We start from the raw sequence: 17,004 nt of genomic DNA, 5'->3' as shown, positions 1-17,004 counted from the left end.
GCGGGAGCCGCCATGCGAGGGCGGCCACGTAGGAGCCGCCATGCGGGAGCGGCCATACGCGGGTGGCGATGCCGGACGCCCGCCGGACGATGCCGGGCCGCGCAGGCGCCCCGGCGGGCGGGGTCGGATCGAGCGGCGGGCCAGGTCCAGCGCGAGCCAGACGGCCTCACCGCCCGTGGAGCCCGCGCCACCCACCCGCTCTCACGCCACCCAGCGCACCGCAGCACGCCCAGCGCGCCACAGCAGGCCCAGCCCGCTCGCTACCCCGCCCAACGCGCCACAGCGCGCCCGACCCGCTCGCTACCCCGCCCAGCGCGACGCAGCGCGCCCAGCCTGCTCACACGTGCCCCAGAGCGCCGGGGCAGGCGCCCCACCTGCGCACCATCCGGGGCCCGCCCGAGCACCACCCGCCCATCCCCACCCGCCGGTCCCCTAAGCCGTGCCGTCGCCGCCCTCGCGCAGGGAGCGGACCATGCTCCGCAGGATCACCAGCGCGCCCGCCCGCTCGGCCTCCGTCAGACCCGCGAGCATTCTGACCTCGACGGACCTGACCGCGGCCGACGCCTCGTCCAGGCACCGTCTGCCGTGCGGGGTGAGCCGCGCGGGCAGGGCCTTGCCGACCGGGGCCTCTGCGGGCCTGGTCACGGATCCGTCCCGTTCCAGCGCCTGGAGCAGCACGTTCATCGACTGCCGGGTCACGAACGCGCCCCGCGCCAGCTCGGAGTTGGACAAGCCGGGCCGCTGGGCCAGCAGCTCGAGGCACGAGTAGTGCGTCACCGTCATCCCGAGCGGCTTCAGCACCTCCTCCATGGCGGCGCGCAGCGCGCTCGACGCCTCTTTCAGCAGGTACCCCAGTGACGTCTCCAGATCGACGCCGACACCGTTTTGACTCATGTCAGGATTCTGACATAGGTTGGTGCATGTCAGATAACTGACACGACTGAAGGAGCTGCACCATGCCCGCCACCGGCCCCGACTTCCTCTCGCTCCAGGCCCGCGACCTCGACGCGTCGCAGGCGTTCTACGAGCGCTACCTCGGTCTCGTCCGCTCGCAGGCCGGACCCCCGCACGCCGTCGTCTTCGAGACGAAGCCGATCGCGTTCGCCCTGCGGGACGTGGTCCCCGGCACCGATCTCGACTCCGCCCCGCAGCCCGGCGTCGGTGCCGCGATCTGGCTCCACGCCACCGACGTGCAGGCGATCCACGACGCGCTCGCCGCCGACGGCCACACGATCGTCTCCGCGCCGATCGACGGCCCCTTCGGCCGGACCTTCACCTTCGCCGACCCCGACGGCTACCGGATCACCCTGCACGACCGCACCTAATCCGCGGGGCCCCCCGGATCCCCGTCCCACTGGTTCGCGGCGGGAACGGCCGGTCTTCGCCCGCCCTCCCCCACCGAGCGCTGTCCGGCAGCCCGCTGCGCAACTGGTCGCGGTGATGGGCATCTCCGCCCTCGGGACACATCCGCGCGCCCTGTTCGGCGCTCAACTCCGGGAGTTCGTCACCCAATCACCGCCGTCCGCCCAACTGCCCCCGCACACGATCCAGCCCGCCCGGCTCGACTTCGACTCCTGGACGCGGTTACCGGCACCCGGGCGGTGGAGATCGCCGCCGTCCCCAGCCCCGTCACCGGGTGACTGCCGTCGAACCACCTCGCCGGCAGGCTCTGGTTCCTCAGCGGCGACAACCCGTACCTGTCGTGGGGCAGCAACGGCTCGCACTACCGCGCGTTCGACAGGGGACGCGCTCACCACAGACACCACCTTCACCCGGGAGGCGTCCATGTGGTGCATCTCGTTCGACTGACAGACCGGGGTGAGGACTTCACGTACAACGGGCGGGCCGTCACGACGGCCCGCCCGTTGTACGTCTGATCGGTCCGCGTCGTCGCGAGCGATCCACCCGGTGGCTCAGTGCGCCCCCTTGCGCGCCCCTTACGCGCCACCTGCGCTCGAAAATTGCTCCGTTCGGGAGCGTAGCCGTGTCCGGTGACGTTGAGTCAGAGCAGACGCCCCTGCTGTCCAGCTCGCAGGCACCGTCGCCCCGAGGCGTGACCCTCCGCTCATCCGTGAGCGCGATTCAGCTCTATGCAGAAAGCTTCAGGCATAATGATGGATGCTAAGAGCTAAGAACTTTCTGTGCATGGCCGAAGAGTTCGCGGGTACGTGCGCGGGGATGAGCGGAGCGCTGATGACACGCCAGATCGACCCCAGTCTCAACAGGCGCAAACTACGCCTGGCCCTACGCCACGCGCGGGAGAGCGCGGGCCTGACCCAGCGGGAGGCGGCCGAGCGGGTCGAGTGGTCGCAGTCGAAACTGATCAGGGTCGAAACCGGTACCGTCGGCGTCTCGGTGGTCGACCTCAAGGCGCTGCTGGCGCTGTACACGGTGGCGGACGCCGACACGGTGGAGGAGCTGACCGAGGCGGCCCGCGGCAGCAAGGGGGCGAGTTGGTGGTCCAAGTACCACGAGGTCCTCACCCCTCAGTTCGCCCAGTACCTCGGCTACGAGGGCGCTGCGGCCTCGCTCTCCACCTACCACCCGATCGTGGTGCCGGGGCATCTGCAGACCCGCGCCTACGCCGAGGCGCTGCTGGCCCCGCGGGACCTGGAGGCGGACAAGTTCCGTCAGATCGTGGACCTGCGCATGGAACGTCAGGACCGGATGTTCGACGGCTCCGGCCGACCGCGCTGCGTGTTCGTCCTGGACGAGGCCGCCGTGCGCCGGCAGATCGGGGGCAAGGAGGTCTTCGGCGAGCAACTGGGTCACCTGCTCGCCGTCGCCGAACTCGGCGAAGTCTCCGTGCGAGTGCTCCCGTTCGAGGCCGGGGCGCAGTACAGCACGCTGGGCAGCTTCGTCCTGCTCAGCTTCCCCGACGAGAAGGACCTGCTGTACCTGGAGCACGCCGCGGGCAGCATGACCGGCGGTGAGGACCTCCAACTGCTGGGCCGCTACCAGGAATGCTTCCGCACGATCACCGATCTGGCCCTCGACGAAGCCGCGTCGGCCGCACTGATCAGCCGTATCCAGCAGGACCTCGGAGTCCACTAACAACCGGGCCCGTCGCCGGTGACGGACGCCAGGGGGAAGGCCACCAGTGGTCTCCAGGTCGGTATGGCAGCGCCTGACGGAGTGGTTTCAGGCAGAGACAGGCACACCCGACGACGCACAACCGGAGGATGCCCCGCCGCACGACGGCATCGTGGCCCAGGCCATCCAGGACCCCTCGACCTCCCAGAACCTGATCGCGATAGAGCGGGCCCGCACGGCGAACACGCTCCAGTTGGAGGCGGCTCGCGACAGAACCATGCTGCGGCGGTTGGCTCTGCTCGGAGCGATAGGCATCGTCGCGTTGGTGATCGCCGTCCTGTGTATCGGGTTCGTGGTCGCCAAGGCGGCCAGCCTCAAGCTCTCCATACCGACGCCGGGCGCCACCACGTCGGTCAGCGTGGTGGGGGCGGGGCTGGTCGCCCTCATGGCGAAGTGGGGCCGCACGCGCTACCTGACCCGCCGGGGCGCGGGGCGCCCTAGCGGTGCGAACTCGCCTGCGAACCGCGAGGAAGAGGACCAGGATCCCGGAGTGACGCCGTAGGCGACGCCCCCGCGCGCCACAGACCGGCACTGATCGCGATGATCATGGCCACGACGATCCACACGACGCGTTTGAGGACAACGCTGTCAACCAGTGTCGACGCGACCGCCGCCGCGAAGGTCGCGACGGCTCCCACGGCGAAAGCGAACGTGATGGCCCTGCCCACGGCCGCTGACCGGCTGCGGGCGTTCCTGCCCCGATGCTGAACGGCCGACGCTTCCACCGGGCCCCCTCCCCTGCGCTGCTGGCTCGTCGAGAACGTCACGGGTTCTGTAACTCTCCTGCCCTCACAGCGTCCACGAACTCGGACCAGACGCAGGCGTCGAAGGTGACCACGGCCGCGGCAGGCCATTTCGAGTCGCGGGCCCGGACGCGGCCGGACTCCACCGCGACCTCCACGCACTCGTTCTCGTTGCCACTTCTGCTGCTCCTGCGCCACAAGGGTCTCCCCCCATGCACCACCTCAGATCCTCCAGATCCCCCGACCGTCCGGATGATGCACGGCAACTCTAGTGGGCGGATGCGCACCGTCGCAGAGCAACGGCCGGATCCCCCTCCGCCGTTCACGACAAAGAGCGCCCGAAAGGCTACCTTCGGTCACTGAAATCCAGGTTACGGCCGACTGAACCGGTCGGCCAGACGGGAACAGGCCGATAAAGAGGTTCCCCCGCGCCCGTCGTCGGCTCGGCACAACAGGCGCCCGCCATACGCCAGTTGCCACACACCGAGGCCCCACCGACCGGTCGGGCGAGGTCCGGGGGCCTCGCCCGGGGTCCGTGGGCCCGGGGTTGTGTGCCGTGGTGGTCAGGAGGCCGGCTGGGGCTCCTCCGCCGGTTCGGTCGGTTCCGCCGCCCGGCGGCGGGTGACGATCGCGCTGGCCGCGAACGTGGCGATCAGGCCGCAGACGACCAGACCGATGACGGCGATGTGCCCGGCGTTCACGGCGCCGCCGATCAGCAGGCCCGAGACGCCGAAGTCGGCGTCGGAGAACGTGGAGTTCTGGAGGCCGACGTCGCCGAGGAAGGGCAGGACGAGCAGAGGCAGGAAGGTGATCAGCAGGCCGTTGGTCATGGCGCCGAGGATGGCGCCGCGCCGTCCGCCGGTCGCGTTGCCGATGACACCGGAGGCGGCGCCCGTCATGAAGTGGGCGACGATGCCCGGGATGATGATGGTGCCGCCGACCGCGACCAGGACGCCCATGCCGATGAGGCCGCCGACGAAGCTGGCGAGGAACCCGACGAGGACGGCGTTGGGCGCGAAGGTGAAGACGATCGGGACGTCGAGCGCGGGGCGGGCGTTGGGGACGAGCTTCTCCGAGATGCCCTTGAAGGCGGGGATGATCTCGGCGAGGACCACGCGCACACCGGCGAGGATGATGAAGACGCCCGCGGCGAACTTGCCCGCCTGCATGACGGCCCACAGCAGGTACCACTGGCCGTCGCTCAGCTCGCGCTCGACGTAGCCGGGACCGGCGACCAGGGTCACCAGGAGGTAGATGAGGCCCATGGAGCTGGCGATGACGACGGTGGTGTCGCGCAGGAAGCCGAGGCCCTTGGGGATCTTCAGGTCCTCGGTGGACCTGCTGGGGTCACCGAGGTACTTGCCGACGAGTCCGCTGGTGGCGATGCCGAAGTTGCCGGTGTGTCCGAGCGCGACGGTGTCGTTCTTGGTGACCCGGCGCATCCAGGGCTGGACCAGGGCGGGCGACAGGGTGGTGATCAGGCCCTGCGCGAGCGAGCCCCAGAGGATGGCCTGCCAGCTGCTGAAGCCGTTGGCGATCAGGATGACGGCGATCATGGCCGCCAGGTACAGGGCGACGTGCCCCGACATGTAGATGAACTTGAACGTGGTGAGGCGGGCCAGCAGCACGTTGACGACCATGCCGAAGAAGAAGATCAGCGCGGCCTGCGAGCCGTAGTCGGTGAGGACCTTGCCGACGATGGCCTCGTTGTTGGGCACCACGCCCTGCACGCCGAACGCGTGCTGGAACATGTCGCCGAAGGGGGTCAGCGCGCCCGAGACCACACCGGCGCCGGCCGCGAGGACCAGGAAGCCGACGAACGCCTTGATCGTGCCCTTGATCGTGTCGGAGGCCGACTTGCGCTGGAGCAGCAGGCCCAGCAGGGCTATGAGTCCGACGATGACGGACGGCTCGCGGAAGACATCCAGGAGACTCTGAAGAACGCCGTTCACTGACAACGCCTCTCTTCGGGCACGACGGGGCCGCGTGCGGGTGCGGTGGGGACGGGTTCCGCGCGGCGCGTCGGCGCGGAGGGGAACCCGCGGCTGGGGTCAGCCGCGTGACGGCACGGCCGGGACGCCGGGTGCCGCGGGGGTGCGGCGGCCGGGGCGTCGGGCGCGTCCGGCCGTCGGGGGCGGGCTGCGCCGTCGGGACGGCCGCCCGCGAGCGGGAGGATCTTGGGGTGCGGGAGCGGCGAGAGAAACGTTTCTCTCGCTGAAGGGCAGGTCCTCAGACGCTGCCGTGGCGGGCCGCCGCGGACTTGACCGCGTCGCGCAGCTCGTCCATGTCGATGATGCTGTTGAGCACGACGACGTCGCCGAGGCCCTGGGCCGCGTCCTCCAGGTCCTTCGCCACGAAGAACACGTCGGCGCTGTCGGGACCGGCCGAGCTGATGTCGGAGTGCTCCACGGTGACGTCGTCCAGACCCAGCTCGCGCACGATCGTCTCGATGTTCATGCGCACCATGAAACTGCTGCCGAGTCCGGTGCTGCACATGGCCAGGAACTTCATTCGGACTCCTCGAATTCGGTGATCAGCTTGGTTACCTCGGGCGCCGAGCCCGCGTCGCGCAGGGCCTGACGGGTGTCCGCGTCCGAGAGGATGCGGGCGAGGGAGGCCATGGCGCGCATGTGCGCGTCGGCGTCCGCCGCGGCGAAGCAGAAGTAGAGGTCGACCGCGTGTTCCGGCAGGTCGAGCAGCGGGGCGGGCTCCCGCAGGCGGAGCATCGCGATGCCGGTGCGCACGACCCCGCGCTCGGGCCGCGCGTGGGCGAGGGCGATGCCGTGGCCGAGGTCGATGTAGGTGCCGCCGGCCTCGACCGAGTCCTGCATGGCCCGGACGTACTCGGGGGTGATGTCTCCGGCCTCCAGCAGCGGGGCGGCGACCTGGGTGATGGCTTCGCGCCAGGTCAGCGTGGCGCTGGTGAAGTGGATGTTCCGCTCGGGGAGGAGTCGGCTGAGCATGGGTGCTCCGTAGGGGTACGGGGTGGGGCGGTCGCGCGGTTATTCGGCGTCGGCCACGATGTCGAAGGAGAGTTCCGCCGTGTCCGGCAGCAGCTTCGAGGTGCCGAAGATGACGGGTTTTCGGCCCGGTTCGAAGACGCAGGAGGTGGCCAGCAGCAGAGGGGTCTCCTCGGCCACGCCCAGCAGCCCGGCTTCTCGCGCGTCGCACCGGTGCAGGGCGACGACGATCTCGTTGCGGACCAGGAGCACGTCGTGCCTGGCCCGCAGGTACGCGTACAGGGAGGTGTCCGTGAAGTCCGCCGTGAGGACGTCGGGGAACCGGTCCTCCTCGACGTACGACTCGGCCAGGTGGTGGACCACGCCGTTGACGCTGCGCAGGCGTTCGAGGCGGACGACCGGGGTGGCCGGGCTGACGCCGAGGGCGGCGCCGAGCCGCGCGCCCGCCCGTTCGCGCCGCTGCACGGTGACGCGGGAGGAGACCGTGTGTCCCTGCCGGGTGAGCTGGGTGTGGAAGCCCGTCACCTCGTTCACGAACCGTTCCCGGTGCTTGAGGTTGTAGCGCGGGTGGCTCACGAAGGTGCCGCGGCCGTGTTCACGGACGAGGTACCCGTCCTGGACGAGTTCGTCGACGGCCCTGCGCAGCGTGATGCGGCTCACGTCGTACTCGTCGCACAGGACACCCTCGGCGGGCAGTCGGTCGCCGACGGGCAGGTCCCGCACACGCCGCAGCAGATGGTCGCGCACCTGTGCGTACTTGTGCCCGGCCATCCACGACCTCCTTGTCGGGTTCTTTCATCATCGAGACATCATGATGACTACAGGACATTCGAAGCGTCAATAGTCGACACCTAAACGAAATCTGCCGGTGCGGGACGGCGGCTTGATCGCCCGCAGAGCCCGCCCGCACGGCTCTGGCCAGGTACATCACATCGACGCGGGGCCCCTGGTGTCCCGTCGCGGGGGTGGGTTACGTTTCCGGAAGTCATCATGACGTCATGCCCTCTTGAGGAGTTTCCGTGACCTTCGCAGCAACAGCGCCGACGCCACCGGCCGAGACCGACCCCGCGCACGGCCCGGCCCTCGACGCGGCCGACCGCCGGGCCGTCGCCACGGCGAGGGCGCTCGCGGTGGACGCGGTCGAGGCCGCGGGTTCGGGGCACCCCGGTACGGCACTGGCCCTGGCACCGGTGGCCCACCTGCTGTACCAGCGCCATCTCCGGCACGACCCGGCGGACCCCGGCTGGGAGGGCAGGGACCGGTTCGTCCTCTCCTGCGGGCACGCCAGCATCCTCCAGTACACGCAGCTCCATCTGACCGGCTACGGGCTGGAGTTGGACGATCTGCGCCGCTTCCGCCGCCTCGGGTCGCTCACCCCGGGGCACCCGGAGTACCGGCACACCGCGGGCGTCGAGACGACCACGGGACCGCTCGGCCAGGGGGTCGCGACCGCCGTCGGCATGGCGATGGCGCTCAAGCGCGACGAGGGGCGTCTCGCGGGCGCCGACACGTCACCGGAGGGCCCGGCGAACCGCACGGTGTGGGTGCTCTGCTCGGACGGCGACCTCCAGGAGGGGCTCTCCTACGAGGCCGGGGCGCTCGCCGGGCGGCACCGCCTGGACAACCTGGTCCTGGTCTGGGACGACAACGGCATCCAGATCGAGGGCGACACCGGCCTGACGACCAGTGAGGACACGGTCGCCAGGTTCCGCGCGCAGGGCTGGTCCACGCGGACCGTGGCGCTCGGCGCCGACGGCGACGTGGACGCCGACGCCCTCGACCTGGCGCTGAGGGCGGCCCGCGCCGAGACCGGCCGCCCCAGCTTCATCGCGCTGAGGTCGCGGATCGCCCACCCCGCGCCGCACGCGGTCGGCACGGCGGCCTCGCACGGCGCTCCGCTCGGCGCGTCCGAGGCCGCCGCGGTCAAGGAACTGCTGGGCGTGGAGGGGACGTTCACCGTTCCCGACGACGTCCTGCGGCACACCCGCCGGGCCCTCGCGCGCGGTGCGCGTCTGCACGCCGCGTGGGACGCCGAGCTGGCCCGCTGGGCGGACGCGCACCCGGAGGCGGCGCGGGCCCGCGCGCTCGCCGTCGCGGCGCCGGACCCGGACGCCGTCGCCGCGGCGCTGCCCGCGTTCGGGACCGGCTCCGGCGTCGCCCCGCGCGACGCCTCGGGGAAGGTCGTCCAGGCGCTGGCCGCCGCGCTGCCCCGGCTGTGGGGAGGCTCCGCGGACCTCGGGGACAGCAACCGGACCACCATCGCCTCCGGCGGTTCCTTCCTGCCCGCCGACGAGAACGACGGGCGCGGTCTGCACGGACGCAACATCCACTGGGGGGTGCGCGAGCACGCGATGGCGGCCGCCCTCAACGGCATCGCCCTGGTCGGCTACGACACGCCCTTCGCCGGGACGTTCCTGGTCTTCAGCGACTACCAGCGCCCCTCGCTGCGTCTGGCCGCCCTCATGCGGCTGCCGGTGGTCCACGTCTGGAGCCACGACTCGGTCGCCCTGGGCGCCGACGGCCCCACCCACCAGCCGGTGGAGCACCTGGCGTCGCTGCGCGCCATGCCCGGACTCGCCGTCGTCCGCCCGGCCGACGCCAACGAGACGGCCGCCGCCTGGCTCGCCGCGCTCGCCGGGCGGGGGCCGGTCGGTCTCGCGCTCGCCCGTCAGGCGCTCCCCGTCCTGCCGACGCCCGCGGCGGACGTACGGGCCGGAGTGGCGCGCGGCGCCTATGTCGTGACGGACGCTCAGGAGACACCGGACGTGGTCCTGTTGGCGTCCGGCAGCGAGGTGGCGGTGGCGCTCGCCGCGCGCGAGCAGCTCGCCGGGCGGGACATCCGCGCGCGGGTCGTGTCGGTGCCCTGCCTGGAATGGTTCACCGAACAGGACGCGCAGTACCGGGACTTCGTCGTCCCGCCGTCGGCCACGGCCCGCGTGGTCGTCGAGGCGGGCACCTCCTTCGGCTGGCACGGACTGCTCGGCGCGCACGGACAGGCGGTGACCGTCGACGACTTCGGCACCTCCGCTCCCCCGGACGACGCCATGGCCGCGGTCGGCATCACGGTGGACGCGGTGGTCGGGGCCGCCGTCGCCTCGCTGTCGTCCGCCCGCTCCTGACACCGGGACCCGGCCGGGCCGCACGACGCCGGGCCGCGCGTTCTCCCTCCTCCCGAACTCGACCGCTCCCGAAGGGAAATCCCCATGCCTGAACGCACTGTCACCGTAGGTCTGAGCAGCGGACTGCACGCCCGTCCGGCGACCGCGTTCGCCCGTGCCGCCGCCGAGCAGCCGGTGCCGGTGACCGTCGCGCGGGACGGCCGCCCGGCGGTCCCGGCCCGCAGCCTCCTGTCCGTGCTGGCGCTCGGTGCCGGGCACGGCGACACCGTGACGCTGGCGGCCGAGGGCGACGGCGCCGAGGCGGCGCTGGACGCGCTGGCCGGTCTGCTCACCCACGACCACGACGACTGACGTCACGTCACATCACGTCATGCGCGGTCCGCCCGCCATCGACGTCACGACAAGTGCGGCCCGCCCGGCGGTCGTTCGCCGTCGTGCGCGTTCGGCGGCGGCGTGGTCCGTCCCTCCCCCCAGAAGCGAGGTCCAGTGTGAACACGCGCCCGCAGGCCGTACCGTCCGACGTCCGGCTCGTCGTCCTCGACTGCGACGGCGTCCTGGTGGACACCGAGCGCATCGGCCCCGACATCGTGGCGGCCATGGCCACCGAGGCGGGGTGGCCGCTGACCGCCGACGAGGTGCGCGACCGGTTCCTCGGCCGCCCCGAGTCCTACCTGTACGAGGAGATACGCGCCCACGCGACGGTGCCGGTCGGGCCCCGGTGGCTGATCGAGTACCGTGCCCGGGTCCGCGACGCGTTCGCCGCGCGTCCGCGCACCATGCCGGGGGTGACGGAGCTGCTCGACCACCTCGACGCCCGGTCGGTGCCCTACTGCGTCGCCTCCAGCGGCAGCCACGAACGCATCGCGCACTCGCTGTCCCTGACGGGGCTTCAGAGCCGGTTCGACGGGCGGGTGTTCAGCGCGGACGACGTGCACGCGGGCAAGCCCGCGCCTGACCTGTTCCTGTACGCGGCGCGCGTCCTCGGCCATCCGCCGCGCGACTGCCTGGTCGTCGAGGACAGCCCGGCGGGCGTGGACGCCGCGCTCGCCGCCGCCATGCGGGTCGTCGGCTACGCCGGAGGGCCCACCCCGGCGTCCGCCCTGGCGCACGCGGACGCCGGGGTCGTCGAGGACCTGTCCCAGCTCATCGACCGGGGGCTGGTCGGAGGGTGACGGCTCCTCGCGGGACGCCGTCAGGCACCGCGCCGTCCGGCACCGCGCCGTCGGGGTCCGCACCGCCGACGCCCCCGGCTCCTCTCGGGGTCGGGGGCGTCGGCGCGTTCAAGGAGCGGTCGCGGTCAGTCGCGCGGGCGCTCGAAGGTCAGCAGCAGACCCTCCACGGCGCCGGGACCTATCCGGCCCTTGACGTCGGCGGCCGTGATCGCCTTCAGGCTCCAGCCGTCCTCGGCGTGCTTGTTGAGGACCTTCTCCAGCTTGTCGCTGTCCAGGGCGTCGCCGATCAGCGACTCCCGGAACGTGACGACCTTGTACTCGTGGGTCTGCGCGCTGCTCATGGTGCGGGTCCTCCTGCCGGCCGGGCCGGATGGGATGGGAAATGGCCAGGGCGAGGACATCATCCACGGTCGACGGGAGCGCGCGGACGCCGGGTGGCGGTTGCGGCACCCGGGAGGTGCGGGTCGGGGGCACGGACCGTGCACGGCAACGGCCTGTCGGCGGCGGCCCGTTGCCGGGAGGCGGGACCGCTGACGGTTACGCCGCGGGGGCGCGCAGGGTCTCGGCGTCGATGACCGCGCGGTAACGGACGTCACCGCTGACCACCTTGTCGTAGTACGCGTCGACCTGGTCCGCCGAGATCATCTCGATCGTCGCGGTGATCCCGTGCTCCGCGCAGAAGTCGAGCATCTCCTGCGTCTCGGCGAGTCCCCCGACCATCGATCCGGCCACCGCCCGCCGCAGCGTCAGCAGGGAGAACGCGGGCACGCTGAGCGCTTCGCTCGGAGCGCCCAGATTGACCATGACACCGCCCCGGCCGAGGGTGCCGAGGAAGCTGCCGAGCGGGATCCCGGCGCCGACCGTGTTGATCAGCAGGTCGAAGTGGTTCGCCAGGTCGTCGAAGACACCCGCGTCCTCGGTCGCGTGGTAGGCGTGCGCGCCGAAGGCGAGACCGTCCGCCTTCTTGCTGTCCGTCCTGCTCAGCACCGACACCTCGGCGCCGAGCGCGGCGGCGATCTTGACGGCGACGTGTCCGAGTCCGCCCATGCCGATCACGCCGACCTTGACGCCGGGGCCCGCCCCGTACCGCTTGAGCGGGGCGTAGGTGGTGATGCCCGCGCAGAGCAGCGGGGTGGTCGCGGCCAGGTCAACCCCGTCGGGGATCTTCAGGACGAAGTGGTCGCGGACGACGATCTGGCGGCTGTAGCCGCCGTAGGTGACCTCGCCGTGGTAGTCGCGCGAGGAGTAGGTCTGCACGACGCCCCGCTCGCAGAACTGCTCCTCGCCGTCGCGGCACGCCTCGCACGTCAGGCAGGAGTCGACGAAGCAGCCGACCCCCACGGTGTCGCCGACCCGGTGGTCCCGGACGTCCGCGCCCACCTCGGCGACGGTGCCGATGATCTCGTGGCCCGGGGTGATCGGGAACAGCGCGGCGCCCCATTCGTCGCGGACCTGGTGGATGTCCGAGTGGCAGATCCCGGCGTACCTGATGTCGATCCGGACGTCGTCCGGACGCAGGTCCCTGCGGTCGAGGGAGATCGTCTCGAACGGGGCTCCGGCCTTGCTCGCGGACAGCGCGGTCACGGTCGTGGTCATGGTCGTCGTCTCCTCGCACAGATTGCAATGCCCCCTTTAGTCCAGTATCAGGCGGTTCACCTCGCACGCACGACGGGCGACCGGGCCCGGGATGCGCCGTGGGCCCGGTCCGGGCGACGCTGGAGGGAACGGAACCGAGCAGAACGGAGGGGTCTCCATGGCGGGATCCGGCGGGAAGAAGCTCTCGAAGGGCGACCGGGTCGCCTGGAACAGCCACGGTCACGAGACGACGGGCCGGGTCGAGAAGAAGATCACGTCCCGTACCGAGGAGGCGGGCCGCACGGTCGACGCCGACCGGGACGACCCGCAGTACAAGGTGCGCAGCGAGCGGTCCGGCCGGTCCGCCGTCCACAAGCCGGGGTCGCTGCGCAAGAAGAAGTCCTGACCGTCGGAAGCGGCCACGACGCCGGGAGAGGTCCCGGAGGATCGAGCGGAGGTTCTGGCGGGGCCGGTCCGGGGCCGTCCCGTGCCCGGTGCGGAAGTCGGCACCGGACCTGCACCGGACCCGGACTTCCTCTCCCCGGCGCGATGCGGGATCCTGTCCGTCGGCATACACGCGTGGAGATGAGATTCAGTGGCCGGTGGGCAGCAGGAGCGGCACGGGGACGCGGACGACGGGTACGCGGGCGCTCCCCTCCCCGACTCCGTCTGGCAGAGGTTCCTCGACGACAGCGAGGGGGCCATCGGGGCGTCCGCGCCCAGGGAGCCGTCCGCGCGCGAGCGTGCCGCGGGGATACCCGCGCGGGCCCGGCGCGCGTCGGCGCCGGGGCCCGAACAGGCCGCCACCGTCGGGGAGTTGTGGGACGCGCGGGAGCCCGCGCCGACGCGGCGCTGGCGGGACCTCGACGCCCGTGCCCGGTGCCGCCGGGTCGGCGGGTTCGTCGCCGCCGGGGTGGTCGCCGTCGTCCTCGGGTACCTCTCGCTGGGGCAGGTCCGCCCGGCCGTGCCCGGTGGGTCGCCGGAGCAGGAGATGTCGCAGACGTCCGTCGACGTGCTGCCCGACGGGACGCCCACCGCGCCGCGCTTCTCGCCCGGCCCCGTGCGCACGCCCGTCCTGACGGTCCGCGACGACGGGGACACCGCGGCCGGTACCTGAGCCGGTCACCGGGTCCCGCGCCGGGAGGGCCGCGCCAGGGACCTGAGCAGGAGGCTGCGCCCGCGGTCGGGCACCGTCCACAGCGGGTGGCCCCGTACGCCCCACCGGGACAGCAGGGCGTTGGCGGCCAGGAAACCGGTGGTGGCGGCCCGTTCCATCAGCGCCACGGGCAGGTCGACGCGGACCAGGTCCCCGGCGAGGACCAGGCCGGGCGTGCCGGTGCGGACGCCGGGCCGGTCGCCGTGGCCGCCGACCGGGAAGAGCGGGCAGTCCGCGCGCCACTCGTGCCGCTCGTCGACGACGCGCGCGGCGCGGGTCTCGGGGTAGACCTGCCCGAGCCGGGCGGCGAGTTCCCCGGCCTCCCGGTCGCGGTCGGCGTCCGCGGGCCGTGCGTAGGCGTGGAGTTCGACGACGGAGCCGCCGGTGCGCCGGGACCAGCGGGCGGCCTCGCCCTCCCAGCGTTCGAGGACGCTGACGTTGTCCAGCGGGCCGTATCCGGCGGTGCCGAGGAAGCCGGGCCTGCCGGGGTCCACGGGCCGGTCGAGCCAGAGCCGGGAGACGAGGAAGGCGGGGGCGGTGCGCAGCCGGTCGATCCGCTCGTGCCAGGCGGGGTCCGCGAGGCCGGGGGAACGGGCGGCGAGGGCGCGCAGTCCGGCGGTGTCGAGGGCCAGGACGACACTGTCGTGCCGGGTCTCCTCGCGGTCCGTGGCGACGGTGAAGGCGCCGTCCCCGGTCGGCGCGACGTGCTCGACGGACGTGCCCGTGCGCAGGTCGGCGCCGAGGCTTCGCAGGTGGGCGCCGAGGGGGTCCCAGAGGGCGGCCGGGTAGGGCTCGTCGGGGACGTCGAACAGCAGTCCCTCGGCGGAACCGAGGAAGTAGATGTGGAACATCAGGACCATCTCGGCGGCCGACAGCAGCCGGGGGTCGGCGAAGAAGCTGCGGGAGAAGACCTCGAACGCGAGATGGCGCGCGGCCCGCGGGAACCGCAGCGAGTCGAGGAAGTCGTGCGCGCTGACGTCGTCGAGCCGGTGGTACAGGTCGGGGACGCGGACGTCGAGGAGCGCGAGGGCGGGGACGGGGTTCATCCGCAGCACTTCCCGGGCGGGCAGGGACGGGCTGAGCGCGGCGAACCCGAGCGCGCTGAGCGGCGGGGTCCGCGGGACGCGGCGGAAGCTGTCGTGGGCGCCGTCGCGGTGGCGCAGCGGGTAGTCGGGCAGGGCGGTGAGGCGGCGCATCCCGGGGTCGGTGCGGCGCAGCAGGCCGCGCAGGTTGTAGTACTGGCGGAAGAAGGCGTGGAATCCGCGGCTCATCGTCGCCGTCGAGCCGTCGCGCAGCCGGGTGCTCCAGCCGCCGACCCGGCCGCCGAGGTGGTGCTCACGTTCGTAGAGGGTGACGGCGACGCCGCGTTCGGCGAGCGCGGTGGCGGCGGCGAGTCCGGCGATCCCGCCGCCGATCACGGCGGTGGTCCGGCGCCTGCCCCCCGTGTCGGGGGTTCCGGGCGGGGCGGGCAGCAGGACCGCGCACCGGTCGCGTCCCGGCCGCGCGGCGCTCATCGGGGGCCCGCCGGGCGGTCGGCGCGGCGGGCGACGACGGTGTGGGTGATGCCGGTCTGCCAGCCGGGCAGCGGCAGGGCGCGCACCCGGTCGAACCCGGCGGCGCGCACCCGGTCGGTGAAGGCGGCGGCGGTGTCGAACTCCACGACGCTGCGCCACAGATGGCGGTAGAGGGGGCCGTCGCCGAGCGCGGTGGCGACGGGCAGGACCAGGCCGCGGGAGACCGCCGTCCAGAGCGCGCGGTGGGCCCATCGGCCGCTGAGGGTGTACTCGTGCGCGGCGAGCCGTCCGCCGGGGGCGAGGAGGCCGTGGACCCGGGCGAGGACGGCGTCCGGGTCGGTGACGTTGCGGAACAGGTAGGCGGCGAACACCGCGTCGAAGGGCCCACTGACCCCGGCCCCGGCCCCGGTCCCAATCCCGGCCCCGGTCCCGGTAGCAGTCCCCGTCCCGGTAGCGGTCCCCGCCCCGGTCCCGGTCGCAATCCCCGCCCCGGTTCCGCCCTCGTCCGGGCCCCCGGTTCCGCCCTGGCCCCCGTTCCCGCTCCCGGCTCCGGCCCCGGCGCCCGTGAGGTCCTCCGCGGAGGCGTGGACGAAGGTGACGCGCCCCGGCCAGCGTTTGGCGCGGGCGCGTTCGAGCATGCCCGCGGAGGCGTCGACGGCCGTGATCTCGGCGCCGGGCAGGACGGCGGCCAGGGCGGCGGTGGACGCGCCGGTGCCGCAGCCGAGGTCGAGCACCCGCAGGCCCTCGGGGCTTGGTCCGAGGCCGAGCCTGCGGGCGGAGCGGCGCAGGTGGGCGTGGTAGCCGGGGTTGGCGGCCACCAGCGTGTCGTAGCCGTGCGCGGCACGGTCGAACGCGGCGGCCAGTTCCGCGTCGTGCAGACGGGTCATGCGGTCTCCAGGTGGGGGCGGGGTCAGGGGGCGGGTCGGCGGGGCAGCCTGGCGACCTCGGCGGCGGCGCGCAGCATGGGCCGCACCGGGGTGCGCAGGCCGATGCCGATCTCCTCGCCGAGGCGGGTTCCGCCGTCCAGGAAGCGCAGCAGCCGGGTCGCGGGGACGCGGCTGAACAGGCCGGTGAAGAAGGCGGGGCCGTCCACGAGGCCGCTGTGGAGGGCGTGCAGCAGGACGGCGTCCATGGCGCGGGCCCGGGTCGGGTGGGCTCGCGGGGGCAGCGGGCCGCGGCCCCGGCGCAGGGCCTCGGCGACGGCCGCGGTCTGCCGCTGGAGACCGGCGAAGGTGTAGCCGGTGGCGGGCCGGGTCGCTCCCCCGGCGGCGCCGATCCGGAAGACCGAGGGCGCCGTCCGGCGGGCGAAGACCGCGTCGGTCATGGGGATGACCCCGGTCTCGGTGCCGACGACCTCGAAGGCGTCCAGGCCCAGCACGGTCGCGGTGTAGTGGCGCAGGGCGCGGTCGTAGGCGGGGCCGGTCAGCGGCGCGCGGGAGAACTCGGTGTACTCCACCAGCGCCTCGTGCGGGCCGCTCGGCAGGACGTAGCCGAAGGAGAGGCCGTGGGCGGGCTGCGGGGTGCGGAAGTCCATGAGGTCCACCCGGTCGGCGTCGAAGGCCGGGCGGCGGGTGCGCACGAACCAGCCGCGGAAGTGCTGGAGCAGCGTCGTCCGGGCGGGCGGCGGGCTGGTCAGGGGGCGGGAGTCGAAGACCCAGCGGGCCCGGACGGC

The 17,004-nt window shown here is 72.9% G+C and carries 20 protein-coding genes; 9 read left to right on the top strand and 11 right to left on the bottom strand.

The window, feature by feature from the left end; translation table 11 throughout:
* Positions 1-432: 432 nt before the first annotated feature.
* The gene (locus GA0115242_RS21115) at positions 433-894 is read right to left on the bottom strand and encodes a MarR family winged helix-turn-helix transcriptional regulator (RefSeq protein ID WP_093830780.1); all 462 of its coding nucleotides are present in this window, start codon (positions 892-894) and stop codon (positions 433-435) included.
* A 62-nt stretch (positions 895-956) separates the two neighbouring features.
* On the opposite strand from GA0115242_RS21115, the gene GA0115242_RS21110 reads away from it, so the two are divergent.
* From GA0115242_RS21110 to GA0115242_RS40805, 4 genes are all read left to right on the top strand, one after another.
* Positions 957-1,325, top strand: a complete 369-nt coding sequence (locus GA0115242_RS21110; RefSeq protein ID WP_093830778.1) for a VOC family protein — start codon at positions 957-959, stop codon at positions 1,323-1,325.
* Positions 1,326-2,193: 868 nt separating this feature from the next.
* Entirely contained in the window at positions 2,194-3,054 is an 861-nt protein-coding gene (locus GA0115242_RS21105) for a helix-turn-helix domain-containing protein (RefSeq protein ID WP_093830776.1), read from the top strand.
* A gap of 151 nt (positions 3,055-3,205) precedes the next feature.
* Entirely contained in the window at positions 3,206-3,595 is a 390-nt protein-coding gene (locus GA0115242_RS21100; protein WP_141721692.1) for a hypothetical protein, read from the top strand.
* Positions 3,596-3,639: 44 nt separating this feature from the next.
* Positions 3,640-3,801 (top strand): hypothetical protein, encoded by a 162-nt coding sequence (locus tag GA0115242_RS40805; RefSeq protein ID WP_161353207.1) that lies wholly within the window; start codon positions 3,640-3,642, stop codon positions 3,799-3,801.
* Positions 3,802-3,856: 55 nt separating this feature from the next.
* Here GA0115242_RS40805 and GA0115242_RS21095 read toward each other — a convergent pair whose 3' ends face one another.
* From GA0115242_RS21095 to GA0115242_RS21075, 5 genes are all read right to left on the bottom strand, one after another.
* Positions 3,857-4,054 carry a DUF397 domain-containing protein gene (locus tag GA0115242_RS21095; protein ID WP_346013516.1) on the bottom strand — a complete coding sequence of 66 codons (198 nt, stop codon included), beginning with the start codon at positions 4,052-4,054 and terminating at the stop codon, positions 3,857-3,859.
* Between the two features lie 345 nt (positions 4,055-4,399).
* The gene (locus tag GA0115242_RS21090) at positions 4,400-5,788 is read right to left on the bottom strand and encodes a PTS ascorbate transporter subunit IIC (RefSeq protein WP_093830770.1); all 1,389 of its coding nucleotides are present in this window, start codon (positions 5,786-5,788) and stop codon (positions 4,400-4,402) included.
* Positions 5,789-6,065: 277 nt separating this feature from the next.
* Positions 6,066-6,347, bottom strand: a complete 282-nt coding sequence (locus tag GA0115242_RS21085) for a PTS sugar transporter subunit IIB (RefSeq protein WP_093830768.1) — start codon at positions 6,345-6,347, stop codon at positions 6,066-6,068.
* Positions 6,344-6,799, bottom strand: a complete 456-nt coding sequence (locus GA0115242_RS21080) for a PTS sugar transporter subunit IIA (RefSeq protein WP_093830766.1) — start codon at positions 6,797-6,799, stop codon at positions 6,344-6,346. The genes GA0115242_RS21085 and GA0115242_RS21080 overlap by 4 nt, the downstream gene beginning before the upstream one ends.
* A 39-nt stretch (positions 6,800-6,838) precedes the next feature.
* Positions 6,839-7,567, bottom strand: coding sequence for a GntR family transcriptional regulator (locus GA0115242_RS21075; protein ID WP_093830764.1), 729 nt, complete (start codon positions 7,565-7,567; stop codon positions 6,839-6,841).
* Positions 7,568-7,815: 248 nt separating this feature from the next.
* Between GA0115242_RS21075 and GA0115242_RS21070 the strand changes: the two genes are divergently transcribed.
* From GA0115242_RS21070 to GA0115242_RS21060, 3 genes are all read left to right on the top strand, one after another.
* Positions 7,816-9,915 (top strand): transketolase family protein, encoded by a 2,100-nt coding sequence (locus GA0115242_RS21070; protein ID WP_093830762.1) that lies wholly within the window; start codon positions 7,816-7,818, stop codon positions 9,913-9,915.
* Between the two features lie 84 nt (positions 9,916-9,999).
* The gene (locus GA0115242_RS21065; protein WP_093830760.1) at positions 10,000-10,266 is read left to right on the top strand and encodes an HPr family phosphocarrier protein; all 267 of its coding nucleotides are present in this window, start codon (positions 10,000-10,002) and stop codon (positions 10,264-10,266) included.
* Positions 10,267-10,403: 137 nt separating this feature from the next.
* On the top strand, positions 10,404-11,087 hold the full coding sequence (locus GA0115242_RS21060; protein WP_093830758.1) for an HAD family hydrolase: 684 nt from the start codon (positions 10,404-10,406) through the stop codon (positions 11,085-11,087).
* Positions 11,088-11,212: 125 nt separating this feature from the next.
* On the opposite strand, the gene GA0115242_RS21055 is transcribed toward GA0115242_RS21060, so the two are convergent.
* The gene (locus GA0115242_RS21055; RefSeq protein ID WP_093830756.1) at positions 11,213-11,428 is read right to left on the bottom strand and encodes a DUF4177 domain-containing protein; all 216 of its coding nucleotides are present in this window, start codon (positions 11,426-11,428) and stop codon (positions 11,213-11,215) included.
* Between the two features lie 196 nt (positions 11,429-11,624).
* Entirely contained in the window at positions 11,625-12,683 is a 1,059-nt protein-coding gene (locus GA0115242_RS21050) for an NAD(P)-dependent alcohol dehydrogenase (RefSeq protein ID WP_093830754.1), read from the bottom strand.
* Positions 12,684-12,840: 157 nt separating this feature from the next.
* On the opposite strand from GA0115242_RS21050, the gene GA0115242_RS21045 reads away from it, so the two are divergent.
* Entirely contained in the window at positions 12,841-13,068 is a 228-nt protein-coding gene (locus tag GA0115242_RS21045; RefSeq protein WP_093830752.1) for a DUF2945 domain-containing protein, read from the top strand.
* 189 nt (positions 13,069-13,257) lie between these two features.
* Complete coding sequence (locus tag GA0115242_RS21040) at positions 13,258-13,779, top strand: hypothetical protein (protein WP_176729870.1); 522 nt, start codon at positions 13,258-13,260, stop codon at positions 13,777-13,779.
* Between the two features lie 5 nt (positions 13,780-13,784).
* Here the strand turns inward: GA0115242_RS21040 and GA0115242_RS21035 are convergent, their stop codons facing one another.
* The 3 genes from GA0115242_RS21035 to GA0115242_RS21025 all read right to left on the bottom strand — a co-directional run.
* Entirely contained in the window at positions 13,785-15,332 is a 1,548-nt protein-coding gene (locus GA0115242_RS21035) for an FAD-dependent oxidoreductase (RefSeq protein ID WP_093830750.1), read from the bottom strand.
* A complete protein-coding gene (locus GA0115242_RS21030; RefSeq protein ID WP_093830748.1) occupies positions 15,329-16,219 on the bottom strand; it encodes a methyltransferase domain-containing protein in 891 nt (296 codons plus the stop codon). The genes GA0115242_RS21035 and GA0115242_RS21030 overlap by 4 nt, the downstream gene beginning before the upstream one ends.
* Positions 16,220-16,242: 23 nt before the next feature.
* Positions 16,243-17,004, bottom strand: a 762-nt coding sequence (locus GA0115242_RS21025; RefSeq protein ID WP_237549191.1) for a lycopene cyclase family protein, incomplete at its 5' end; no start/stop codon positions are given.

The sequence above is a fragment of the Streptomyces sp. SolWspMP-5a-2 genome, from assembly GCF_900091845.1.
In the GTDB taxonomy this organism is placed as follows: domain Bacteria; phylum Actinomycetota; class Actinomycetes; order Streptomycetales; family Streptomycetaceae; genus Streptomyces; species Streptomyces doudnae.
The sequence above is the reverse complement of the archived record's forward strand: the minus strand, read 5'-3'. Positions and strand labels throughout refer to the sequence as shown.